This is a genomic window from Bordetella genomosp. 10 (genome assembly GCF_002261225.1).
In the GTDB taxonomy this organism is placed as follows: Bacteria; Pseudomonadota; Gammaproteobacteria; order Burkholderiales; family Burkholderiaceae_B; genus Bordetella_C.
Genome location: NZ_NEVM01000005.1, coordinates 2,315,708 through 2,337,012 on the forward strand (window position 1 = coordinate 2,315,708; position 21,305 = coordinate 2,337,012).

The window sequence follows — 21,305 nt, forward strand, 5'->3', positions numbered from 1 at the left end:
ACTGATGAAATTGCTCCGACTGATTGTTCCCTTGCTGGTGGCCTTGCTGGCAGGATGCGCGGGAACAGCGCCGAAACAGAATTTCTCTGACGCCGATTCCAAGCAGCCCGGATATCCCAATCGTTATGTCGCCGCGGTGACTTCGCGCACCGTCGACCTGACCCACCCTCCCCGCGACGTGTGGGACCGCATCCGCCGCGGCTTCGCCATCCCGAATCTGAATACGCCGCTGACGGAGCAATGGACCGAGTATTACGCCTCCCATCCTGAAGCCATGCAGCGCATGGCCGAGCGCGCCGGCAAGTATCTCTATTACGTCACCGAGGAAATCAACGAACGCGGCCTGCCCACCGAGCTGGCGCTGCTGCCCTTCGTCGAAAGCGCCTACAACCCGACCGCGCTATCGCGCTCGCAAGCCTCGGGCCTGTGGCAGTTCGTGCCCGCGACCGGCCAGCATTTCAACCTGAAGCAGGACTGGTGGCGCGACGAACGGCGCGACCCCATCGCGTCGACCAACGCGGCGCTCGACTACCTGGAGTCGCTGTTCGAGATGCAGGGCGACTGGTACCTGGCGCTGGCCTCGTACAACTGGGGCGAGGGCTCGGTGCAGCGCGCCATGGCCAAGAACGCGGCCGCGGGCCTGCCGACCGACTACCTGTCGCTGCAGTTGCCCGAAGAGACCCGCAACTACGTGCCCAAGCTGCAGGCCATCAAGAACATCATCGCCGACCCGGCGAAATACGCGGTGGTGCTGCCGCCGGTGAGCAACCAGCCCTATTTCGCCACGGTGCAGAAGAACCAGGACATGGACGTGGAGGTCGCCGCCCGCTTGGCCGAAATGCCGCTGGACGAGTTCAAGGCCCTGAATCCCTCCTTCAACCGCCCGCTGATTCGCGGCGAGCACGCGCCGACGCTGATCCTGCCGGCCGACCGCGTGGCCATCTTCAACGCCAACATCGACGCCTACAAGGGCCAGTTGTCGAGCTGGAAGGTCTACAGCGCGCGCCGCGGCGAGTCGTATGCCTCCATCGCCAAGCGCTTCGGCGTGTCCGAATCGACGCTGCGCCAGGTCAACGAGATCCCCCACCGGCAGAAGGCCGCCGTGGCGCAGAACCTGCTGGTGCCGGGCAATACCGGCGGCGTGCAGGTGGCTTCCCTCGATATGTCGAGCGGCGCCGAACGCGCCGAGTTCAAGCCGGCGGTGGCGCAACGGCAGGGCCGCCTGGCCTCGGTCAAGCCCAATGCCGTCAAGCCCAACGTCCGCCAGCACAAGGTGCGCAACGGCGATACGCTGTTCTCGCTGGCGCGCCAGTACGGCACGTCGGTGGACGCCTTGCGGGCGCTGAACAATCTGCGCGGCAACAACCTGAAGGTGGGCAGCACGCTGCGCGTGCCGGGCACCAACGTCCGGGGCTGACGCCGCGTCCGGCGCTTTTCCAGGGCAACACGGCCCGATCCGCCTACGGCGGATCGGGCCGTGTGCATTGCGGGCCGCCCCCCGGCCATGCGGCCGGCGGGCGCGGCGAGGAAATCCATCAGGTATTTCGCATGTCCGATGCGCGCGACAGCGACAAATCTGATTCGCGGGATCGCGGCGATTCCGGATACTGCGCGGGCCATTTCGACAGGAGCCCCATGCCATGCCCACCTCGCACAAACATTCCTTCCTCTGCGGCTGCGACACCACGCAGCACGTTGCGCATGCCGAGCCCGCCCGGCCCGCCCGCCGCCGTTTCGTGGGCCTGTCCCTGGCCGTCAGCGCCGCGGGCGGGCTGGGGCTGGGTGCGATGCACGCGCAAGTCCATGCGAACGCCATGCCGGCGCCGCTGCCCGCCGGCACGCCGGATGAAGCGCTGGCGAAGCTGATGGCCGGCAATGCCCGCTATCTCAAGCTCGAGCTCACCTCGTTCCAACAGGACTACGAGGTGCTGCGCACGCATACCAGCGAAAGCCAGTCCCCGTTCGCCGCGATATTGGCCTGCTCCGATTCGCGCGTCCCGGTCGAATTGATTTTCGACCAGTCCATCGGGCGCATCTTCACCGTCCGCGTGGCGGGCAATGTCGCCGCCTCGCCGGTCATCGCCAGCCTCGAATATGCGGTGGAGGCCTTGAAGGTCAGGGCGCTGATGGTGCTGGGCCATAGCCAATGCGGCGCCGTTAAGGCGGCCATCGCCAACAAGGACGTGCCCGGGCAGGTCACGGCCTTGTATCCCTACATGCGCCCGGCCCTCGTCAACAGCCCCACGCCGGAATACCGGGCCGTGGTCATGCAGAACGCCATCGAGCAGGCCAAGGTGCTGAGCGCATCGTCGCCCGTGATTTCCCACCGGATCAGGACGGGAGAACTGAAGGTCCGCGCGGCGATCTATGACGTGGAAACCGGAAAGGTGGAATTGCTGTAGCGGCCCCGGGCGGCAAAGCGGCGCGGTGGCCCGGTGCGCATGCATCGCCTATTGCAGATGCAAATGCGCGCGCTTCAGGTCCTCGATGAAGGCCTGCACGATAGGGCCGCGCTGGCTGCGCTTGCGCGTGACGACGTGGAAGGTCACCTCGTAGCTGAGCATTTTGGTATTGAGCGGCGCCAGCAATCCGCGCCGGATGTACGATGCCGCGAACTGCTGCGGCAGATAACCCAGATGGTGGCCGGACAAGATCAGGAGCGAAACGGCCTCCATGTTGTCGGCCTGGGCGGTCACCTTGCTCGGCGTGGTCGAGTGCTGGGCCTCGGGCGTCGGGTAGGTGCGCCAGACCCATTCGTGATCCACGACTTCGGCGGGATCGAGCCGCCCCGCCCGCTCGTAAAGCGGATGCCCGCGCCCGCAGCAGGCGATCTGCCGCTCGATGAATAGCGGCGTGTATTCGAGCGTCGGCACGCGGTGCCAGAAATACCCGACCGCGACCTGATCGAGGACAAGTACACCGCCTTCGAGGCCGTGGACACGCTGCACAAGGTGCTGCCGGCCATGGCTGGAATGATCCGGACGCTGCAGGTCGACGTCACGCGCCATCGGCATGACCAGGCTCACCACCCTGCGCCGTATCGTGCTGCCGCAGGCCCTGCGCGTCATCGTCCCGCCCGTCGGCAACGAGATCATTGAACTGCTGTTGGTGTCCACGGTCTGGTACCTGGCGGTGGTGTCGGTGTTTTCCATCGGCCAGCATTTCCTCGAAAAGGCCCTGGCCCGCAGCCAGGGGCGGCGCGCGCGCCCTGCCAATGCAGAAACCCTGCAGGAGGCCTGAATCATGGCCGACATGGTCCTCGCACAAGACGTGCAGAAATACTATGGCGCTTTCCACGCCCTGAAGGGCATCAGCTTGCAAGTGACCGCCGGCGAAGTCGTCTGTCTCATCGGCCCCTCGGGATCGGGCAAAAGCACGTTCCTGCGCTGCCTCAACCAGCTCGAGCGCATCGATGGCGGCGCCATCTGGATCGCCGGCGAACTCGCCGGCTACCGGCGCCACGGCGATACGGTGCGGGAAATGAGCGACGCGGAAATCTCGCGCCAGCGCCTGGCCAGCGGCATGGTGTTCCAGCGCTTCAATCTGTTCGGCCACCAGACGGCCTTGCAGAATGTCATGGAAGGCCCCGTCGTCGTACAGCGCCGCCCGCGCGCCGAAGTGCGCGAGGAAGCCATGGCCCTGCTGGCCCGCGTCGGCCTGGCCGACAAGCATGGCAACTACCCCACGGAGCTCTCCGGCGGCCAGCAGCAGCGCGTGGCGATCGCCCGCGCGCTGGCCATGAAGCCCAAGCTGATGCTGTTCGACGAGCCCACGTCGGCGCTGGACCCCGAATTGGTGGGCGAAGTGCTCAACGTGATGCGCGACCTCGCGGGAAGCGGCATGACCATGATCGTCGTCACCCACGAACTGGGCTTCGCGCGCGAGGTGGCAAACCGCGTGGTCTTCATGGATCGCGGCGCCCTGGTCGAAGCGGGCACGCCCGCCCAGGTGCTGGGCCACCCGAGCCATCCCCGCACCCAGGAATTCATCAACGCGGTACTGGCCTAGCACGCAGGCCCGTGCCCTCACATAAAAACATCGCAAGGAGAATCCGTCATGAAAGCCCTGATCGCCGCCCTGCCCGTCGTCCTGGCCTGCGCCGCGCCGTCGGCCGCCCCGGCCGTCTCGTCCGCGGGCCTGCCCGCCCGCATCGAGCAGGCCGGCAAGCTCGTCATCGCCACCCAGCCCAACTATCCGCCCATCGCCTATAAAGACCTGGCCACCGGCAAATACACGGGCCTGGACATCGAACTGGGCACGGCCATCGCCAAGCAGCTCGGCCTGGCCGTCGAATGGCAGGAAACGTCCTTCGTCCAGGCTTTCAGCTCGCTGGCCACCGGCCGGGTCGACCTGGCGATGATAGGCATCGTCGATACCCCCGAACGCCAGAAGACGGTCGATTTCGTCGACTATATGCAAAGCGGCCCGCAATTCTTCACCGTGCAGGCCAATGCGGCCAAATACCCCGACCTGCCCTCGCTCTGCGGCGCGAGGGTGGGCGCCAGCCGCAGCACCAACTGGCCCGGCCTGATCGCCGGATGGAGCACGGCCAATTGCGTCGCGAACGGCAAACCGCCCATCGTGGTGAGGGGCACCGAGGGCTCGGTCGACGCCCGCACCCAGTTGAAGAGCGGCCGTATCGACGCGGCCGTCCAGGGGTACGAAACCATGCCCTATTTCCAGGAACTGGAGCCCCGCACCTACGCGATGATCGGCCAGCCCATCGCCAACCAGCCTATCGGCATCCCGGTTTCAAAGCGCGAGCCGCAACTGCGCGACGCCGTGCTGCGGGCGCTCGAAGCCCTGCAGGCCGACGGGACCTACGACAGGATACTCGCCAAGTACAAGCTCCAGGCAACCGCGGCGCGGCCCGGGCTGAACCAGGGGAAGTGATGGACAATCTGCTCGATGTCAGCGCCGCGGAGTGGGAGGTGCGCTGCGAATTGGCCGCGCTTTATCGCCTGCTCGCGCATTTCCTGGGCAGCACGCTGCGCGTGCCGGGCACCAACGTCCGGGGCCGTCACCCGCCATCCCGCCCATTCCGCGCGAGATAGACCTCGGGGAAGCCGCCGGACATCTCCGCCTGCGCCTCGACGAAGTAGTCGAACACCAGCGCGCCGCCCTGCTCCGCCAGCAGCGGCCCCACGAAAGCCTTGAATTCCTCGTGCCGCGGGTCGAAGCAGCCCGGATCGCGCACGATGGGCTTGCCGACGTAGTAATTGCGGTCGCCGCCGGATTTGAAGGTCACGACGAAGCCTTGCTCGTAGCCCTGGCTGGCGCCTTCCAGGCTGTTCTGGCGGCCGGAGGTGATGGAGAGGATATAGGGCGAGCCCGAGTCCCGGCGCGGCGACTCGCGCAGCGCCAGGAAGCGGCGCTGCGCCTCCCGTTTCTGCCGCGCCGGGACCTCGGGCTTGTACTTGAAGAGCACGATGTGCAGCAGCAGGCCGGGTTGATAGGCCTCGCCGGTGAAAACGGCGTCGGGCGGCCGCGACGGGGGGGACGTGCAGGAAGCGGCGGCCGCCGTGATCGTGGCCGCAGGCAGCGCAGTCAGGGGCAGGCGTCCGAACAGGGAAGCGAGGGAACCGGCGCCCCCTTTCAGCAAGAGGCGTCTCATATCGTACATGGGGGAAGCTCCAGGATGACCGGACCGGTCGCCCGCCGTTATACCGATCCATGCGGCGCGCCGGCCATCAGATATATCCCGCGCGCCGGACCGACAACGCCCTGCCCCATCCCCGCCGCCGCCGACGGGCCGCCGGACATATCCTAAAATGGCGGTTTTCCAGATCCGTCATCAAGGACCAATCATGGGTTTTCTCGCCGGTAAACGCATTCTCATCACGGGCGTCCTCTCCAACCGTTCGATCGCCTACGGCATCGCGCGGGCCTGCCATCGCGAAGGCGCCGAACTGGCCTTCACCTATGTCGGCGAGCGCTTCAAGGACCGCGTGAGCGAGTTCGCCGCCGAATTCGGCAGCAAGATCGTGCTGGAATGCGACGTGGCCGAAGACGCGCAGATCGCCTCGACCTTCGAGAACCTGGCGCAGCATTGGGACGGCCTGGACGGCCTGGTGCACTCCATCGGCTTCGCGCCGCGCGAGGCGATCGCCGGCGACTTCCTGGAAGGCCTGTCGCGCGAGGGCTTCCGCATCGCCCACGACATCTCCGCCTATAGCTTCGCCGCCATGGCCAAGGCCGCGCTGCCGCTGATGAAGGACCGCAACGGCTCGGTGCTGACGCTGACCTACCTGGGCGCCGAGCGCGTGGTTCCGAACTACAACACCATGGGCCTGGCCAAGGCTTCGCTTGAAGCCAGCGTGCGCTACCTGGCGACGTCGCTGGGCCCGCTGGGCATCCGCGCCAACGGCATTTCCGCCGGCCCCATCAAGACCCTGGCCGCCAGCGGCATCAAGGATTTCTCCTCGATCCTGAAGTTCGTCGAGGCCAATGCGCCGCTGCGCCGCAACGTCAGCATCGACGACGTCGGCAACGTCGCCGCCTTCATGCTGTCGGACCTCGCCAACGGCGTGACGGGCGAGATCACCCACGTCGACGCGGGCTTCTCCACGATCGTGCCGGGCATGGAATAAGCCGCGAGCGGGGCCACCCGCGATGCGAATGAGAACAAGGGCCGCGTCATGCGGCCCTTGTCATTGGACTCGACACTGGCCGCCAGCCATCAGGCCGGCGCGAGCTCCGTCGACACCTGGACCTCGGTCTTCGTCATCAGCTTGTGGATGGGGCAGCGGCCGGCGACGTCCAGCAGTTCCTGGCGCTGTTCGTCGGTGAGGTCGCCGTTGAGCGTCAGCACGGCCTTCAGGCGGTAGACGCCCTTTCTCTCCTCCGAATCGTCGCGCTGGACGTCGACGTCGATCGACATCAGCGGGATGCCCTTGCGCCGCGCGTACAGCGTGACGGTCAGCGCCTTGCATCCGCCCAGCGCGGTATCGAAGAGATCATGCGGATCCGGGCCGTCGCCTTCCGGCGGCGGCATGTCGATGGGCAGGTCGTGGTCGTTGGCCGTGGCGGTGAATTGCAGGCCCTGCAAGGCATTCTGGCGGATACGTATGGTCATCGCGGCTCCCATGTGGACGGTGGCGGCCGCGGAGGGCGCGGCCGCGGGCAGGCTTGCGTGTGCTTCCGCCCCCATCATACCGGCATGCCGCGCGCTCCACGGACGCGCCTGCGCCGTCAATCGGCGTGCAACCCCATGCTCGCGGTCAGCGTGGAGAAGCGGTCGATATCGCTGTCGATCAGGGCCTGGAAGGCCTGCGGCGAACTGCGCGTGGGGCTGAAGCCGAGCTGGCGCAGGTCGCGCTGCACGTCCTCGCGCCGCATGATGGCGGACACGGCCGCGTTCAGGCGCGCGATGATGGGCGCGGGCGTGGCGGCGGGCGCCAGCAGGCCGTGCCACTGGTCCAGCGTGTAGCCGGGAAAGCCCTGCTCCGCCACGGTGGGCACGTCCGGCATCAACTCCGAGCGGCGCGGCGAGGTGACCGCCAGCGCGCGCAGGCGGCCGGAAGCCAGGAAGGGCGCGGCGCTGGACGCGGTGACGATGCCCATGCCGACCTGGTTCGACAGCACGTCCGTCAAGGCCGGCCCGCAGCCCCGATACGGCACGTGCTGCAAGGCGCGCCCGCTGGCCCGCCGCAGCATTTCCCCGGCCAGGTGCTGGGGCGTGCCGTTGCCGCAAGAGGCGAAGGCCAGTTGCGGCACGGCGGCGGGCGGCGCGGCGGGGTCCTGCCGGCCGGCGCTCTCCAGGGCCTGCGCCAGCGTATGCAGCGGCGAGGACGCCGGCACCACCAGCACCGACGGCACGAAGGCGACGTTGATCACGGCGCGCAGGTCGTGCTTGGGCGAGAACGGCAGGTTGCGATAGACGCCGGGGTTGATGGCGTAGGAGCTGTTGACCATCAGCAGCGTATAGCCGTCCGGCGCGGCCTCGGCGACGGCGCGCGCGCCCAGGTTGCCGCTGGCGCCCGGGCGGTTCTCGACGATGACGGACTGGCCCAGCTCGCGCTGCAATTCGGCGCCCAGGCGGCGCGCCAGCAGGTCGGTGCCGCCGCCCGGCGGAAAGGTGACCAGGATGGTGATCGGGCGCTTGGGAAAGCTCGCCGCGACGGCCGCGGCAGCCGCGGCGCCGTCCGCCGGCTCGGCCACGCCCAGCCGCAGGGCGGCCAGCGACAGGCCCAGGGCCGCGATGGCGAAGGCGCCGGCGGCGCGCAGGCGATTGCGGACCCTGCGCGACGGGCCGCTTTCCGTGCGATCCGGTTCGATGGACATGATGGTCTTCCTCGTGTCGTGTCCCAGAGGTTCGTGCCTGAAATGAAATCGATGGACGCTAGACGTCCAATCCGATATCCAGGACGCGCGCGCTGTGCGTGATCCAGCCGACGGCGATCAGGTCGACGCCCGTGGCCGCCACGTCCGGCGCGGTCTCCGGGGTGATGCGGCCGGACGCCTCGGTGACCGCGCGGCCCCGGCACATGGCGACGGCCTGGCGCAGTTCGTCCAGGCTCATGTTGTCCAGCAGCACGACCTCGACGCCCAGGGACAGGGCCTCTTCCAGTTGCGCCAGGGTGTCGACCTCCAGTTCGATGCGCACCATGTGCCCCACCGCCGCCCGGGCGCGCTCGATGGCGTTGCGCACGCCGCCGGCCAGGGCCACGTGGTTGTCCTTGATCAGGACGGCGTCGTCCAGGCCGTGGCGATGGTTGCTGCCGCCGCCCACCCGCACGGCGTACTTCTGCACGGCGCGCAGGCCGGGCATGGTCTTGCGGGTGCAGGTGACGCGCGCGCCATGGGGGCGGATGGCGTCGGCGATGCCGGCGGTGGCGGTCGCCACGCCGCTGAGGTGGCAGAGGAAATTCAGCGCGGTGCGTTCCGCGGTGAGGATGCCGCGCGCGGGCCCGCGCAGCGTGGCGATATGGCTGCCCGCCTGCAAGCGCGCGCCGTCGCGCAGGACCGGCTGGAAGTCGATGCGCGCGTCGGTCAGCCGCAGCGCCAGGCGCACCAGGTCCAGGCCCGCGAGCACGCCCGGCTGGCGCGCCATGAGGCGCAGATGGGCCTGGGCGTCGGCCGGCACGATGGCGTCGGTGGTGATGTCGCCGGCGCGCCCCAGGTCTTCCAGCAGCGTGGCGCGGACGAGCGGCTCCAGCATGACGTCGGGCAAGGGCGGGACGGTGCGGGGAAGAGAAGCGGAATCCAGGACGGAGGCGGCGTTCATGATATTTATGCTCAGATAGAGTATTAAGAATCCGAAAAAAAGCGCGGCGGTCGAAAAGTAAGGATGACGAGCGGGGAAAGCGGCGAAGGCCCCGTTTCCGGGCCGGCTATTACGGGTCGATATGCCTGCCGGTGCGTGAACCGAAGAGAGCCCGGGAAGACAACCGCCCCTGTGTGTTCATGTCTCGATAGGGTTGGCGAATTTATGCTTTTTTTGAGCATAAGTCTGGTGTCATCGTTTTGTCAACGGCGGCGGGCCGGGTTGCCGTCCGGCGTGGCTGTCAAAAAGGGGGCGACACCGCGATCATGAGCGCGATAGTCGCGCTCCCCGGCCTCAAACCGGATGCAGTTCGCGCGCCAGCGGCAGCTTGCTGCCGGAGATCGCGCGTTCCAGCAGGACGTCCTGGCGGAAACGGAAAAGCTTGGCGGGGCGGCCGGCGGCGCCGCTGGCCATGGCGCCCGTCTCCTCGACCAGGTCCTGCTGTTCGATGAGGCGGCGGAAGTTCTGCTTGTGCAGGCCGCGTCCCGCCAGCGCTTCGACGGCCTGCTGCAATTGCAGCAGGGTGAATTCGGCGGGCATCAGCTCGAAGACCACCGGCCGGTACTTGATCTTGGCGCGCAGGCGCGCGATGCCGGTGGCGAGGATGCGCCGATGGTCGTGCCGCATGGGCGTGCCCGGCAAGGGCGCGGCGGGCGGCAGCGGCGGCAGGCCGGCCACGCCGTGCGCCTCGGGCACCAGGCCCACTTCGTACAGCAGCTCGTAGCGCTGCAGCACCATGTCCTCGTTCCAGGCGGCGCCGTGCAGGCCGAAGCTGATCGCCGCGCGGTCGGCGCGCCGCTGGCGCATGGCGGCGTCCTCGGCCAGGTCCACCCAGGCGGCCAGGCGCGGCTCGACGATCTCCGCCATCGAGGCGCCGGGCCCCTGCCGGCGGTCCTCCCACGGGAAGTAGCGGTACCAGCTCTGCCAGCCCACGCTGGCGACGCCGGTTTCCGCCGGTTCGCGCGTCAGGCCCAGGTAGCTGACCGAGATGACTTGCGCGCCGCCCTGGCCCGAGCGGTCGCGGTCGGCGAAGGTGTATAGCTGCTCGACATAGCCCAGGGGGTGGTGGGTCTGGGTTTCCACCCACGCGCGCAGGCCCGCCTGCAAGGAGCGGTGATTCGACTCGAAGGGCCCCGCCGGCAGCGCGCGCGCGTCCTCGGTGGTCAGCACGCGGGGCTGGCCATCGGTTACCGCGGCGAGCACGGCGACGAGTTCGGCGGCAACGGGATTTTCCATCGGCGGATACAGGTACGAGCTGGCCGCGCCAGCGTGCCGGAATTATACGGGGCCGGATATGCCCGACGCTCCCAAGCGGAAAAGCCGGGTGCAAGCTTGATGCCCATCCCGGGCGTCGCGGAGCCGGCTCCGCCGGTCCGCCAACGCCGCCCCCTCGAGGGGGCCCGCGAAGCGGGTACGGGGTGGGCTTCCCTTGGCGGCCCGGCGGCAAAAAATTCCCTTGAACATTTTCGCGATGAACGCATCTACATGTTTTATAGCGCCACTCAATCGACGCTTGCGTGCCGATGGCCTCCTGCCCTGGCATGCCCAAGATGTTGTAGGTGAAATCATGCAGAACCCGAAGCTTTCCTTCCCTGCCCGTCAACAGGAACCGGTGGTCGATACCCTGCTTTCCTCCATTGCCGTCGCGTCGCTGTCCCTGTTCGGCGTGGCGCAAGCCGCCGAGCTCGATAGCGCCAGGCATTCAGCGGCCAGTCATCAGGCCGCCGCGGTCGCCCCTTCCGAGACCGACGCGCCGACGCCGCCCGCGTGGACGGCGCTGGACTACCGCAGCAATGCAGGGTAAAGACGACGCAGGGTGAAGACGGCACGCTGCGCGGCGTGCCCTGCCCACTGTTCCGGCTCCTGGAACGCAGTTAACGAGCGGTCCCTCTTTTTCCGTGCCGCCCCCTCGGCGAAGATGATGGATTCGCGGCCGCGTCCGGCGGCCGCCTCCGATTCTTTTCCAGCGAGGTGGATTACATGGAATACCGACACTTGGGCGCGTCCGGCTTCACGGTGCCCGTACTCAGTTTCGGAACCGGCACGTTCGGCGGCAAGGGCGAATTCTTCCAGGCCTGGGGCAGCACCGACGTCGCCGAAGCGCGCCGCCTGATCGATATCTGCCTGGAAGCCGGCGTGACGATGTTCGACACGGCCGACATCTATTCGCGCGGCGCCTCCGAGGAAGTCCTGGGCCAGGCGATCAAGGGCCGCCGCGACCAGGTCATCCTGTCGACCAAGGCGACCTTCCGCTTCGACGACACGCCGAACAACGTGGGATCCTCGCGCTTTCACCTGATACGCGCGGTCGAGGACGCGCTCAAGCGCCTGGGCACGGACTACATCGACCTGTTCCAGTTCCACGGCTTCGACGCCAAGACGCCGGTGGAAGAAGTGCTGTCGACGCTGGACACCCTGGTGCGCGCCGGCAAGATCCGCTACACGGGCGTGTCCAACTTCTCCGGCTGGCACTTGATGAAGTCGCTGGCGGCGGCCGACCGCTACGGTTATCCGCGCTACGTGGCCAACCAGACCTATTACTCGCTGATCGGCCGCGACTATGAATGGGAACTGATGCCGCTGGGCCTGGACCAGGGCGTGGGCGCGGTGGTGTGGAGTCCGCTGGGCTGGGGCCGCCTGACGGGCAAGATCCGCCGCGGCCAGCCGCTGCCGGCCACCAGCCGTCTGCACAAGACGGCCGACATGGGCCCGCAGGTGCCCGACGAACGCCTCTACCGCGTCGTCGACGCGCTGGACGAGATCGCCCAGGAAACCGGCAAGACCGTGCCGCAGATCGCGCTGAACTGGCTGCTGCAACGGCCCACGGTCAGCACCGTGCTGATCGGCGCGCGCGACGAAACCCAGTTGCGGGCGAACCTGGGCGCGGTGGGCTGGAACCTGAGCGCCGAACAGGTGGCGAAGCTGGATGCCGCCAGCAAGGTGGAACGCGCCTATCCCTACTGGCACCAGGCCGGCTTCGCCGAGCGCAATCCTTTCCCGACGGAATAAGGCGCGGCGCCATCAGGCGGGCAGCAGGTCCTCGATAAGAATCGGCAGCTCCCGCTTGCGCACGCCGGTGGCGTGGTAAACGGCATTGCCGATGGCCGCCGCCGTGCCCGCCAGGCCGATTTCGCCGACGCCGCGCGCGCCCAGCTCGTTGAGCACGGGATCGGGATAATCGAGAAAGGTCACGTCGATCTCCGGGCTGTCGGCATGCGTGGCCATGACGTAGTCGGCCAGGTTGCGGTTCACCGGCGCGCCGGTGGCCGGATCGTAGATCGTGTGCTCGAACAGCGCCATGCCCACGCCCATGACCACCGCGCCTTCGATCTGGTTGCGGGCCGCGCGCGGATTGAGCATGCGGCCCGCGTCGATCACCGTGACCACGCGGCTCACGCGCAGGCGGGCGATTTCGGGCCACCACATCACCTCGGCGAAATGCGCGCCGTAGGAGTTGATGGACCATTTCTCCTTCAGGGGATCGCCGCTGAAGCCGCCCTCCGCGGCATTGGCGTCGGCCGTGACCGCGCTCAGGCCCGCGGCGGCGACGATCTCGCCATAGGGCACGCCCGCCGCCGCATCGGCATCCTTCGGATGGACGCGGCCCGCGCTGAAGGCCAGCGTCTCCGGCTTGCGGCCGGCATAGGCCTTGGTCTTGGCGGCCGTCTTGAGCAATCGCTTGACGGCCGCGCGGGTGGCCTGCAGCACGGCGGGGATGACCGAGGCCGTCACCGTGGAGCCGCCCGATATGGGCCCGTCCGGCAGCGATGTGTCGCCCAGCACGACCTCGATGCGATCCAGGGGTATGCCGGTCGCCTCGCTGACCAGTTGCGCCATGACGGTGTAGGTGCCCGTGCCCAGGTCCTGCGTGGCGCAGGCCACCCGCGCCGTCCCGTCGGCGCGCAGCGCCACGCTGGCCTGGGCGGGCTGGCGCGCGCCCAGCCAGGAACAGGAGGCCATGCCCCAACCGAGGATGGCGCCGTCGCGCCGCATCGAGCCGACGGCCGGATCGCGCCGCGACCAGCCGAAGCGCTCGGCGCCCACGCGCACGCTTTCCACCAGGTGGCGCGAAGAAAACGGCAGGCCGTTGCCCTCGTCGTGATCCGGCTCGTTGCGCAGGCGCAGTTCCACCGGGTCCATGTCCAGGGCCAGCGCCAACTCGTCCATGGCGGATTCCAGCGCATAAAGCCCCGGCACCGCGCCCGGTCCTCGCATCGAGGTGGGCGTCCCCACGTGCCGCCGCGCCAGGCCCGAGGTGACGCGCAGGTTGGCCGTGCTGTACATGTGCGGCGTCGCCTCCGCGCAATTCTCCTGGTAATCGTCGAGGATGGACGTATGGTTCAGGTAGTCCTGCCGCAAGGACAGCAGCCTGCCGTCGCGGTCGGCGCCCAGGCGCATGCGCTGCTGCGTGCGCGGCCGGTGCCCCACGCTCTGGAACATCATGGGACGCGACAGCACCAGCTTGACCGGCAAGCCCAGTTGGCGCGCGGCGCAGGCCGCCAGCGCCGAATGCGGCCAGGGCCATAGCTTGCCGCCGAAGCCGGAGCCCAGGAAGCGCGTGATCACGCGCACCTTGTCCTTGCTGGTCCCCAGCATCTGCGTCATCACGGCCTTGTGGTTGACCACGGCTTGCGAGGTCTCGTACAGGGTATAGGCCTCGCCGTCCCACACGGCGACGGTGGCGTGCAGCTCGATGGGATTGTGGGTTTCCACCGGCGTGGCGTAGGTCTGGTCGATGCGCACCGGCGCGGCCTCGTAGGCGGCGGCCGCGTCGCCCCGTTCGCTTTCGACCTTGGGCGCATCCTTGCTGTCCAGATGCGGATCGACGTCCGGCGCCGACGCGGCATAGCGCGCCTGGACGGCGGCCGCCGCCGCGCTGGCCTGCTCGAAGGTATCGGCCACCACCAGGGCCACGTACTGCCCGTAATAGCGGATCTCGTCGTCGGCGAAGGGCGGACGGCTCTCGTCCACCATGGCGCCCTGCATGCGGTACACGGGGCCGATATTGCCGCGATGCAGGACCAGGCGCACGCCCGGCATCGCCTCGGCGCGCGCCGTGTCCAGCGCCTCGATACGGCCATGGGCCACGGTGCTGCACACGGGCACGGCATAACGCATGCCGGGAAAATGGAAATCGGCGGTGTACTTCGCCTCGCCGCTGACCTTCAGGGGCCCGTCGACGCGGCTGACCGCCTTGCCGATGACGGCGAAACCGGCCGCCGCCGGCGGCTGGCGTGTGGGTTGCTCTGCAACGGTGGACATAACAGCCTCTCCTTATCCTCGTGGGGCGGCGGACGCGGCAGGCGCCGCCGCCTGCCGCAAGGCATGCGCCAGGCAGCGCCGCGCCAGTTCGACCTTGAAACCATTCCCGGACCGGGGCCGGGCATCGCGCAGCGCGGCATCGGCGGCCGCGCGGAAAACCTCCTCGCCGGCCGTCTCTCCCCGCAGCGCCGCCTCGGCCTCCGGCGCGCGCCAGGGCCGGGCGCCGACGCCGCCCAGCGCCACGCGCGCGTGGTCGATGCGCCCGTCGCCGTCGATGCCCAGCACGACGGCGGCCGAGGCCAGGGCGAACTCGTAGGAGGCGCGATCGCGCAGCTTCAGGTAGACCGAGCGGCTGCCCGGCCGTGGCGGCGGCAGCGTGACGTGCGTCACCAGCTCGCCCGGCCGCAGCACCGTCTCGCGCTGCGGCGTGTCGCCCGGCAGGCAAAAGAACTCGCCGATGGGCACCGTGCGCGCGCCCTCTCCGCCCTCGATCTCGATGCCGGCTTCCAGCGCCATCAAGGCGACGTTCATATCGGACGGATTGCTGGCGATGCAGTGCGCGCTGGTCCCCAGGACGGCCAGGTTGCGGTGATATCCCTGGATGGCCGGACAGCCGCTGCCGGGAACGCGCTTGTTGCACGGCGAGACCGGATCGCGGAAGTAAACGCAGCGCGTGCGCTGCAGCAGGTTGCCGCCGGTCGTCGCCATATTGCGCAACTGCGCGGAAGCGCCGGCCAGCAAGGCCTGCGACAGCACGGCGTAATCGCGTTCGACCGTGGGATGGCGCGCCAGGTCGGCGTTGCGCACCAGCGCGCCGATGCGCAGCCCGCCGCCATCCGTGGACTCGACGCCGGCCAGCGGCAGCCGGTTGATGTCGACCACGTACTCGGGCTGTTCGACGTCCAGTTTCATCAGGTCGACCAGGGTGGTGCCGCCCGCCAGGAAACGCACCCGCGCGCCCGGCCCGGGCATCGCCGCGCCGCCGCCGGCCCGCACCGCGTCCGCGACGTCGGCGGCCCGCAGGAATTGAAAGGTCTGCATGGCCGTCTCCTCACGCCTTGCGGCGCACGTCCTGGATGGCGGCGACGATGTTGCCGTAGGCGCCGCAGCGGCAGATGTTGCCGCTCATCGCCTCCCGCACCTCGGCGTCGTCCGGGCCCCAGGGTTCTTCCAGCAGCGCCACCGCCGACATGATCTGGCCCGAGGTGCAATAGCCGCACTGGTAGCCGTCATGCTCGACGAAAGCCTGCTGCATCGGGTGCAGGCAATCCGGCCCGCCCAGCCCTTCGATGGTGGTGATCGCGTCGCCTTCGTGGGCAATCGCCAGCGCCAGGCAGGCGTTCACGCGGCGGCCGTTGACATGGACCGTACAGGCCCCGCACTGTCCGTGATCGCAGCCCTTCTTGGTGCCGGTCAGGCGCACGTGGTCGCGCAACGCGTCCAGGAGGGTCGTGCGCGGGTCCAGCGCCAGGTCGTGCGGCACGCCGTTGATGAGTAACTTCGTCGATACGAGGCCGGGCGCTTCCTGCGGCGCGTCCGGCGAGAGGGGACAGGGGGCATCGGCAGCCATGGAAATCTCCTGGGAATGAGGGAACCGTGCGGACACATTCGCCACGCGACGGCAAGCCGCATGCCAGGAAAGCCGGCCGCGCCCAGAGGGCGGCCGCGCTGGCGCAGGTTCGCGGCCCATGCCGGCAACATGTCCCCGTCGACTGGGTCCCCGGCGCAATTTCCCCTTGTCCCGGCGCGAACAGAGGCTGCCCAAGGCGCTGTCCGCGGCCGTCAAATCGGGATTTGTACACAACTTTCGTTTACGATTATTAGCAACATTTCTGTTAAGGTTCGATTGAAATAATTATTTAAGTTCACTACTATTCCCTACATCGCCCGTAGTAGCCCGTTGCGCCGAGTAGTCCTGCGATCAGCGCCTGCAGCGTGGCCCTGTCGCGCTGTTCCCTGCCTCCGCGCCGCGCCAGATCACCATGCGAATCCAAGCACTCCTCTGCAGGTTGGCGTTCCTACTGTCGGCGCTCTTATGCACCGCGACGGCATGGGCGGGCGACCTGCGCTTGAGCGCCTCCCCGCATCGGCCCATCGACCTGGCCCCCTACATCGACGTCTATGACGATATGTCGGGCCGCCTGCGGCTATCCGACGTCCTGGCCATGACGCATTCGTCCCCGGCCATCTTCCAGCGCGCCAACCGCCACTTGCAGCCACAGCCCGCGCAGGCCACGCGCTGGCTGGCGCTGACCATCCACAACGACTCCGGCGTCTCCCAGCGGCTCTCGCTGATCCCCGCCTCCACCGACACGGACGAGGTGGAAGTCAACATGGAGCTCGGCGGCGCCTGGACGCGGGAACGCTCCGGCAGCGCCATCCCGCTGAGCGCGCACACCGACGGCGGCGGCCGCAACGGCAAGCAGTTCGTCCTCCCGCCCGGGGCCCGGGCGCGCGTCTACATCAGCGTGCGAAATGCCCTGCCCGACACCGTCATGCCGGTGCTCGAATCGGCCGAACGCCATGCGCGGACCAAGTCGATCGCGCTGGCCTGGGATGCCGCGCTGATCGGCGGCCTGGCGGCCCTGGCCTGGTGCGCCGTCCTGATAGGCTGCATCACGCAACGCCTGCCCTATGTCTACCTGGGTATGCTGGCCGCCACGGAAGCGCTGTACGAAGCGGCCGTGCGCGGCGAGGCCCAGGCCATGTTCTGGCCCGACGCGGCCGGCTGGGGCAGCCGCGCCGAACTGGTGCTGGGCAGCATCGGCATGGTGCTGTTCGTCCTGTTCCTGCGCAGCGTGGCGCGGCGCGACCCGCTGCTGGCCGGCGGCATGCTGGCGGTGGACATGGTGCTGGCCCTGCTGGCCGGCCTGCTGGCGGCGTCGTGGACCATGGACCTGTATACGGTTTCGGTGCTGCTGACCGCCATCGGCGCGGTGGTGGGCGCCGGCCTGCTGGGCGTACTGCCCTTCCTGCCGCGCCGCGCCTTGCCCATGGCGCGCCTGTTCGGCGCCGCCGCCACCTTGCTGCTGTGCCACACGCTGCTGCATACGGCCAGCCTGCGCGGCCTGCAATCCCATCTGGCGCCCTACCCCGAACTCGGGGCCAATGCGATATCGGCCGTGCTGCTGCTGGCGCTGGCGTCGACCCTGGCCATGCTCGCCGCATGGTCGAACCGGCTGTCCCGGCGCGACCGCGAGTCCATGGACATGGGACCGCGCGACCGCGCCAAGGTGCGCATGCAGGTGCAGATGCAGACCGCCGCGCTGGACCAGGCGTTGCAGCAGGCCACGCAGAAGAGCCGGCAGCAGGATCAGTTGCTGGGCTATATCAGCCACGACCTGCGCGCGCCGTTGGCCACCATCGCGAACTATATGCGCCTGGTGCGGGACGCCGCGACGCCGGAACAGCAATCCCACCTGGACGTCATCGAACGCAGCCTGCACCATCAATTCCAGCTTGTCGACGAAGTGCTCGCCTTTGCCCGCGGCCAGACCCAGCCGCTGGAGCTGGTGCCGGCGCCGGCGTCGCCGACCCAGTTGCTGAGCGAGGTCATCGGCCACGCGGTGGCCTTCTGCGCCCCCAAGCGCAACGCCTTCCATTTCCTGCCGCCGGCCAGCCTGCCCGGCAGCGTGATGATCGACGCGGGCAGGCTGCGGCAGGTGCTGTTGAACCTGCTGGACAACGCGGCCAAGTTCACCCGCGACGGCCGGGTATCGCTATGCGTCACCTCGCTGCGGCGCAACGATCGCTGGATACTGGAGTTCATGGTCGCCGACAACGGTCCCGGCGTTCCCCTGGAGCGCCAGGCGGAACTCTTCAGCGCCTTCAAGCAGTTGCGCAGCGAACACGGCGGCGTCGGCCTGGGCCTGTTCATCGCCGACCACATCGTGCGCGGCATGGGCAGCAGCCTGACCTTGTCCAGCGTGCCCGGCGACGGCGCGCGCTTCAGCTTCAGCATCGACGTGCCGGGCGTGGACCAGACCCTGGTCTCCATGTCGCCGGTCAGCGTGGCGCCGCCGACCCGTTTCCTCGAAACCGCCTTGACGCTGCCGCCGCTGGCGGCGCGACAGTCGCTGGCGCGGCTGGCGCGCGACGGCGAGGTCAGCGAATTGCGCGGGTGGCTGCGGCGGGCGCGCGCCAGCCATCCGGAATGCGAGGCCTTCATCCAGCGCGTGGACGCCGCGTTGGAGGAACTGGACCTGTCCACCATCGAACGCCTGGCGGCCGCGTCCCACGACGCGTCGTCCGCGAATGCCAGGAGCCTGCGGCCCACCGGCACTTAGCGCGGACAGCGTCAACGGCCGGCCAGGCCCTGGATCTCCCGGCCTATCGCCGACAAGGCCACGGTGCGCTCCACGGCGCCGCGCTTGATGGCCTCCTTGGGCATGCCGAAGACCACGCAGCTTTCCTCGTCCTGCGCCAGCGTGCGGGCGCCGGCCGTGCGCATTTCGAGCAGGCCGGCCGCGCCGTCGTCGCCCATGCCGGTCATGATGATGCCCAGGGCGTTGGCGCCGGCATGGCGGGCGACCGAGCGGAACAGCACGTCGACCGACGGGCGATGGCGATTGACCAGCGGACCGTCCAGCACGTCCACGTAGTATTGCGCGCCGCTGCGCTTGAGCACCATGTGCCGCCCGCCGGGCGCGATCAGCGCGCAACCGGGCATCACGCGGTCGTTCGGCTGCGCTTCCTTGACGCTGATGCGGCATATGCCGTCCAGCCGCGCGGCGAAGGCCGCGGTGAACTTCTCCGGCATGTGCTGCACGATGACCAGGCCGGGGCACACCCGCGGCAGGCCGGTCAGCACTTCCTCCAGCGCCTGCGTGCCGCCGGTGGAGGTGCCGATGGCGACGACCCGCTCGGTGGTCTGCGCCATGGCGCGCGCCTGTTGCGGCGGCAGCACGGCATCGGCGCTGAGCTTGGGCGGCGGCGGCGCCGGCACGGGCACCCCCGGACGCGCGCGCGCCCGCGCCGCGCCGCGCACCGTGGCGATCAGTTCGCTGGCCGCCTCGACCAGGAATTGCCGCAGGCCCAGCTTGGGCTTGGTGACGATGGCCACGGCGCCCGCCGCCAGCGCGTCGATCGACGTGCGCGCCCCTTTCTCGGTCAGCGTCGAACAGATCACCACCGGCGTGGGACGCTCCTGCATGAGCAGCCGCAGGAAGGTCAGGCCATCCATGCGCGGCATCTCGATGTCGAGCACGATGACGTCTGGCCAGGCTTGCCCCGCCTGTCTCAGGCGCTCGATGGCGAGCAGCGGATCGGCCACCGCGTGGCTGACGGCGAGGTCGGGCGCTTCGTTCAGCACGCCCGCCAGCACCTGCCGCACCACGGCGGAATCGTCGATGACCATGACGTTGATGATAGACATGACTGGGTCCTACATCGTCGCGCGTGCCGGCGCCAGGGGCGAGACCTGCCTCACCCAGACGTCGCCGGTTGCGATATTGAAAATGACTTGCCGGTGGCCGCTGCCGAACAGATGCTCGGAACGCACCGAGATGCCGCGCTGCCGCAGCAGCTTGCGCGCGGCCTCGCCGTTGCGGCGGCCGATATCCCCCACGTGGGGGTGCCGCCTGCCGGGGAACATATTGCCGCCGCCGAAGATCTTGGCCTCGCACTCGCGCACGCGGATGCCTTTCTGCTCCAGCTCCTGCAGCATGAGCTGCACCACTTCCGCCCCGTAGCGGCCGTCCAGCGGCGCATTGCCGTGCCGCGGCCGCGAGGCCAGCAGGAAATGCGACATCGCCCCCTCGCGGCGGCGCGGATGCCACAGGGTGATGGACACGCAGGAGCCGAGGATGGTGCGCACCCGGAATTCGGCGTCGCCGACGAAGTAGTCGCCCGGTTGCAGGAATACGTCGATGCGCGGCTCCTCCACCGGCGGCGCGACGGCGCCGGCGACGGGAGGGCGCGGCACGCGCCAGGCGAGGGGTCGTTCCAGCATGCTCAGGCCTTGCGATAGACGGACGGCATCATCGGCGCCACCGCGGCGTCGAAACCGTGCAGGCTTTCCGAATGGCCCACGAACAAGAGGCCCCCGCGCTTGAGCCGGGACAGGACGCGCTCGACCACCTGGCGCTTGGTCTCGCCGTTGAAGTAGATCATCACGTTGCGCAGGAAGACCGCGTCGAACAGCCCCAGTTCCGGCAGCGCGGCGTTCAGGTTGGCGTGGTCGAAGCGCACGTTCCGGCGCAAGGCGCGGTCGACCAGGAAGGTCCCGGCCTGCGGGCCCAGTCCCTTCAGGCAATAGCGCTTCAGCATGGCCGGCGGGATCTGCCGTCCGCGCTGTTCCGGATAATGCCCGGTGCGCGCGCGCGCCAGCACGCGCATGCTGATGTCGGTGCCGACCACTTCGAAAGGCCGCCCTTGCAGGCAGTCGTCCAGCACCATGGCGATGGTGTAGGCCTCCTCGCCGGTGGAACTGGCGGCGCTCCAGACGCGGTAAGGCAGCGTCGGGCGCGGCCGCTGTCCTTTTTCCTGCCCGCCATCATCGCGCGCCTCGCGCGCCAGCACCTCGAAGTGGCGCGGCTCGCGGAAGAAATAGGTTTCGTTGGTGGTCAGCAGGTCGATCGCCAACTGGGTTTCCTGCGCTTCCCCGTCGCGCCGCAGCAAGGAGAAATAGGCCCCGTAGCTGTCCAGGCGGCGCGCCTCCAGCCGCTTGGCCAAACGGCCGCAGACCAGCGCCTTCTTGGCCGGCGACAGGCTGATTCCGGCGGCCTCGAAGATGAAGCGCTGGAAATTGGCGAACTCCTGGTCGGAAATGGCGTACATG

At 68.8% G+C, this 21,305-nt stretch carries 20 protein-coding genes and 2 pseudogenes; 10 read left to right on the forward strand and 12 right to left on the reverse strand.

Going from position 1 to position 21,305, the window contains the following annotated elements; all coding sequences use genetic code 11:
* The first annotated feature begins 4 nt into the window (after nucleotides 1-4).
* A complete protein-coding gene (locus tag CAL29_RS26495) occupies nucleotides 5-1,417 on the forward strand; it encodes a transglycosylase SLT domain-containing protein (protein WP_094855886.1) in 1,413 nt (470 codons plus the stop codon).
* A 223-nt stretch (nucleotides 1,418-1,640) separates the two neighbouring features.
* Complete coding sequence (locus CAL29_RS26500; protein ID WP_094855887.1) at nucleotides 1,641-2,402, forward strand: carbonic anhydrase; 762 nt, start codon at nucleotides 1,641-1,643, stop codon at nucleotides 2,400-2,402.
* 48 nt (nucleotides 2,403-2,450) lie between these two features.
* Here CAL29_RS26500 and CAL29_RS26505 read toward each other — a convergent pair.
* Nucleotides 2,451-2,903: pseudogene (locus tag CAL29_RS26505) on the reverse strand (substrate-binding domain-containing protein); the annotation flags it as partial.
* A gap of 94 nt (nucleotides 2,904-2,997) precedes the next feature.
* On the opposite strand from CAL29_RS26505, the pseudogene CAL29_RS31905 reads away from it, so the two are divergent.
* The 4 genes and pseudogenes from CAL29_RS31905 to CAL29_RS31745 all read left to right on the forward strand — a co-directional run.
* Nucleotides 2,998-3,240 (forward strand): annotated as a pseudogene (locus CAL29_RS31905) (amino acid ABC transporter permease); the annotation flags it as partial.
* A 3-nt stretch (nucleotides 3,241-3,243) separates the two neighbouring features.
* On the forward strand, nucleotides 3,244-4,008 hold the full coding sequence (locus tag CAL29_RS26510; RefSeq protein ID WP_094855888.1) for an amino acid ABC transporter ATP-binding protein: 765 nt from the start codon (nucleotides 3,244-3,246) through the stop codon (nucleotides 4,006-4,008).
* 48 nt (nucleotides 4,009-4,056) lie between these two features.
* The gene (locus CAL29_RS26515) at nucleotides 4,057-4,893 is read left to right on the forward strand and encodes an ABC transporter substrate-binding protein (protein WP_094855889.1); all 837 of its coding nucleotides are present in this window, start codon (nucleotides 4,057-4,059) and stop codon (nucleotides 4,891-4,893) included.
* Nucleotides 4,893-5,054: a hypothetical protein gene (locus tag CAL29_RS31745; protein WP_179284195.1), complete on the forward strand. Its 162-nt coding sequence runs from the start codon at nucleotides 4,893-4,895 to the stop codon at nucleotides 5,052-5,054. Before CAL29_RS26515 ends, CAL29_RS31745 begins: the two co-directional genes overlap by 1 nt.
* On the opposite strand, the gene CAL29_RS26520 is transcribed toward CAL29_RS31745, so the two are convergent.
* Nucleotides 5,021-5,623, reverse strand: coding sequence for a Dabb family protein (locus CAL29_RS26520; protein ID WP_094855890.1), 603 nt, complete (start codon nucleotides 5,621-5,623; stop codon nucleotides 5,021-5,023). The genes CAL29_RS31745 and CAL29_RS26520 overlap by 34 nt on opposite strands.
* 184 nt (nucleotides 5,624-5,807) lie before the next feature.
* Here CAL29_RS26520 and fabI point away from each other — a divergent pair, with 184 nt between their 5' ends.
* The gene (fabI, locus tag CAL29_RS26525) at nucleotides 5,808-6,590 is read left to right on the forward strand and encodes an enoyl-ACP reductase FabI (RefSeq protein WP_094855891.1); all 783 of its coding nucleotides are present in this window, start codon (nucleotides 5,808-5,810) and stop codon (nucleotides 6,588-6,590) included.
* Nucleotides 6,591-6,679: 89 nt separating this feature from the next.
* On the opposite strand, the gene CAL29_RS26530 is transcribed toward fabI, so the two are convergent.
* The 4 genes from CAL29_RS26530 to CAL29_RS26545 form a co-directional block, all read right to left on the reverse strand.
* Nucleotides 6,680-7,075: an OsmC family protein gene (locus tag CAL29_RS26530; RefSeq protein WP_094856932.1), complete on the reverse strand. Its 396-nt coding sequence runs from the start codon at nucleotides 7,073-7,075 to the stop codon at nucleotides 6,680-6,682.
* A gap of 116 nt (nucleotides 7,076-7,191) precedes the next feature.
* Nucleotides 7,192-8,283, reverse strand: coding sequence for a tripartite tricarboxylate transporter substrate binding protein (locus tag CAL29_RS26535; RefSeq protein WP_094855892.1), 1,092 nt, complete (start codon nucleotides 8,281-8,283; stop codon nucleotides 7,192-7,194).
* Nucleotides 8,284-8,341: 58 nt separating this feature from the next.
* On the reverse strand, nucleotides 8,342-9,241 hold the full coding sequence (gene nadC / locus CAL29_RS26540) for a carboxylating nicotinate-nucleotide diphosphorylase (RefSeq protein WP_094855893.1): 900 nt from the start codon (nucleotides 9,239-9,241) through the stop codon (nucleotides 8,342-8,344).
* A gap of 318 nt (nucleotides 9,242-9,559) precedes the next feature.
* Nucleotides 9,560-10,501 carry an NUDIX hydrolase gene (locus CAL29_RS26545; RefSeq protein WP_094855894.1) on the reverse strand — a complete coding sequence of 314 codons (942 nt, stop codon included), beginning with the start codon at nucleotides 10,499-10,501 and terminating at the stop codon, nucleotides 9,560-9,562.
* Nucleotides 10,502-10,832: 331 nt separating this feature from the next.
* Here CAL29_RS26545 and CAL29_RS26550 point away from each other — a divergent pair, with 331 nt between their 5' ends.
* Both CAL29_RS26550 and CAL29_RS26555 read left to right on the forward strand, forming a co-directional pair.
* On the forward strand, nucleotides 10,833-11,069 hold the full coding sequence (locus CAL29_RS26550; protein ID WP_143277748.1) for a hypothetical protein: 237 nt from the start codon (nucleotides 10,833-10,835) through the stop codon (nucleotides 11,067-11,069).
* 176 nt (nucleotides 11,070-11,245) lie between these two features.
* Nucleotides 11,246-12,274 (forward strand): aldo/keto reductase, encoded by a 1,029-nt coding sequence (locus CAL29_RS26555; protein WP_094855896.1) that lies wholly within the window; start codon nucleotides 11,246-11,248, stop codon nucleotides 12,272-12,274.
* A gap of 12 nt (nucleotides 12,275-12,286) precedes the next feature.
* Here CAL29_RS26555 and CAL29_RS26560 read toward each other — a convergent pair whose 3' ends face one another.
* The 3 genes from CAL29_RS26560 to CAL29_RS26570 are packed head-to-tail and all read right to left on the reverse strand — an operon-like array spanning nucleotide 12,287 to nucleotide 16,097.
* Nucleotides 12,287-14,527, reverse strand: coding sequence for a xanthine dehydrogenase family protein molybdopterin-binding subunit (locus CAL29_RS26560; RefSeq protein WP_094855897.1), 2,241 nt, complete (start codon nucleotides 14,525-14,527; stop codon nucleotides 12,287-12,289).
* A gap of 12 nt (nucleotides 14,528-14,539) precedes the next feature.
* Nucleotides 14,540-15,568, reverse strand: a complete 1,029-nt coding sequence (locus CAL29_RS26565; protein WP_094855898.1) for an FAD binding domain-containing protein — start codon at nucleotides 15,566-15,568, stop codon at nucleotides 14,540-14,542.
* A gap of 10 nt (nucleotides 15,569-15,578) precedes the next feature.
* On the reverse strand, nucleotides 15,579-16,097 hold the full coding sequence (locus CAL29_RS26570) for a (2Fe-2S)-binding protein (protein WP_094855899.1): 519 nt from the start codon (nucleotides 16,095-16,097) through the stop codon (nucleotides 15,579-15,581).
* Between the two features lie 499 nt (nucleotides 16,098-16,596).
* On the opposite strand from CAL29_RS26570, the gene CAL29_RS26575 reads away from it, so the two are divergent.
* Nucleotides 16,597-18,813, forward strand: coding sequence for a sensor histidine kinase (locus tag CAL29_RS26575; RefSeq protein ID WP_179284196.1), 2,217 nt, complete (start codon nucleotides 16,597-16,599; stop codon nucleotides 18,811-18,813).
* Between the two features lie 11 nt (nucleotides 18,814-18,824).
* Here CAL29_RS26575 and CAL29_RS26580 read toward each other — a convergent pair whose 3' ends face one another.
* Genes CAL29_RS26580 through CAL29_RS26590 form a run of 3 tightly spaced genes read right to left on the reverse strand, consistent with a single transcriptional unit; the run spans nucleotide 18,825 to nucleotide 21,304 of the window.
* The gene (locus CAL29_RS26580) at nucleotides 18,825-19,901 is read right to left on the reverse strand and encodes a protein-glutamate methylesterase/protein-glutamine glutaminase (protein ID WP_094855901.1); all 1,077 of its coding nucleotides are present in this window, start codon (nucleotides 19,899-19,901) and stop codon (nucleotides 18,825-18,827) included.
* A gap of 9 nt (nucleotides 19,902-19,910) precedes the next feature.
* Complete coding sequence (locus tag CAL29_RS26585; RefSeq protein WP_179284197.1) at nucleotides 19,911-20,477, reverse strand: chemotaxis protein CheD; 567 nt, start codon at nucleotides 20,475-20,477, stop codon at nucleotides 19,911-19,913.
* A gap of 2 nt (nucleotides 20,478-20,479) precedes the next feature.
* Nucleotides 20,480-21,304 (reverse strand): CheR family methyltransferase, encoded by an 825-nt coding sequence (locus CAL29_RS26590; RefSeq protein WP_094855902.1) that lies wholly within the window; start codon nucleotides 21,302-21,304, stop codon nucleotides 20,480-20,482.
* Between the last annotated feature and the right edge of the window lies 1 nt (nucleotide 21,305).

What these genes read in the sequence shown, in the direction of transcription:
- CAL29_RS26495 (WP_094855886.1), top strand. Translation starts at nt 5, where the DNA reads ATGAAATTGCTCCGACTGATTGTTCCCTTGCTGGTGGCCTTGCTGGCA.
- CAL29_RS26500 (WP_094855887.1), top strand. Translation starts at nt 1,641, where the DNA reads ATGCCCACCTCGCACAAACATTCCTTCCTCTGCGGCTGCGACACCACG.
- CAL29_RS26510 (WP_094855888.1), top strand. Translation starts at nt 3,244, where the DNA reads ATGGCCGACATGGTCCTCGCACAAGACGTGCAGAAATACTATGGCGCT.
- CAL29_RS26515 (WP_094855889.1), top strand. Translation starts at nt 4,057, where the DNA reads ATGAAAGCCCTGATCGCCGCCCTGCCCGTCGTCCTGGCCTGCGCCGCG.
- CAL29_RS31745 (WP_179284195.1), top strand. Translation starts at nt 4,893, where the DNA reads ATGGACAATCTGCTCGATGTCAGCGCCGCGGAGTGGGAGGTGCGCTGC.
- CAL29_RS26520 (WP_094855890.1), bottom strand. Translation starts at nt 5,623, where the DNA reads ATGTACGATATGAGACGCCTCTTGCTGAAAGGGGGCGCCGGTTCCCTC.
- fabI (WP_094855891.1), top strand. Translation starts at nt 5,808, where the DNA reads ATGGGTTTTCTCGCCGGTAAACGCATTCTCATCACGGGCGTCCTCTCC.
- CAL29_RS26530 (WP_094856932.1), bottom strand. Translation starts at nt 7,075, where the DNA reads ATGACCATACGTATCCGCCAGAATGCCTTGCAGGGCCTGCAATTCACC.
- CAL29_RS26535 (WP_094855892.1), bottom strand. Translation starts at nt 8,283, where the DNA reads ATGTCCATCGAACCGGATCGCACGGAAAGCGGCCCGTCGCGCAGGGTC.
- CAL29_RS26545 (WP_094855894.1), bottom strand. Translation starts at nt 10,501, where the DNA reads ATGGAAAATCCCGTTGCCGCCGAACTCGTCGCCGTGCTCGCCGCGGTA.
- CAL29_RS26550 (WP_143277748.1), top strand. Translation starts at nt 10,833, where the DNA reads ATGCAGAACCCGAAGCTTTCCTTCCCTGCCCGTCAACAGGAACCGGTG.
- CAL29_RS26555 (WP_094855896.1), top strand. Translation starts at nt 11,246, where the DNA reads ATGGAATACCGACACTTGGGCGCGTCCGGCTTCACGGTGCCCGTACTC.
- CAL29_RS26560 (WP_094855897.1), bottom strand. Translation starts at nt 14,527, where the DNA reads ATGTCCACCGTTGCAGAGCAACCCACACGCCAGCCGCCGGCGGCGGCC.
- CAL29_RS26565 (WP_094855898.1), bottom strand. Translation starts at nt 15,568, where the DNA reads ATGCAGACCTTTCAATTCCTGCGGGCCGCCGACGTCGCGGACGCGGTG.
- CAL29_RS26570 (WP_094855899.1), bottom strand. Translation starts at nt 16,097, where the DNA reads ATGGCTGCCGATGCCCCCTGTCCCCTCTCGCCGGACGCGCCGCAGGAA.
- CAL29_RS26580 (WP_094855901.1), bottom strand. Translation starts at nt 19,901, where the DNA reads ATGTCTATCATCAACGTCATGGTCATCGACGATTCCGCCGTGGTGCGG.
- CAL29_RS26585 (WP_179284197.1), bottom strand. Translation starts at nt 20,477, where the DNA reads ATGCTGGAACGACCCCTCGCCTGGCGCGTGCCGCGCCCTCCCGTCGCC.
- CAL29_RS26590 (WP_094855902.1), bottom strand. Translation starts at nt 21,304, where the DNA reads ATGTACGCCATTTCCGACCAGGAGTTCGCCAATTTCCAGCGCTTCATC.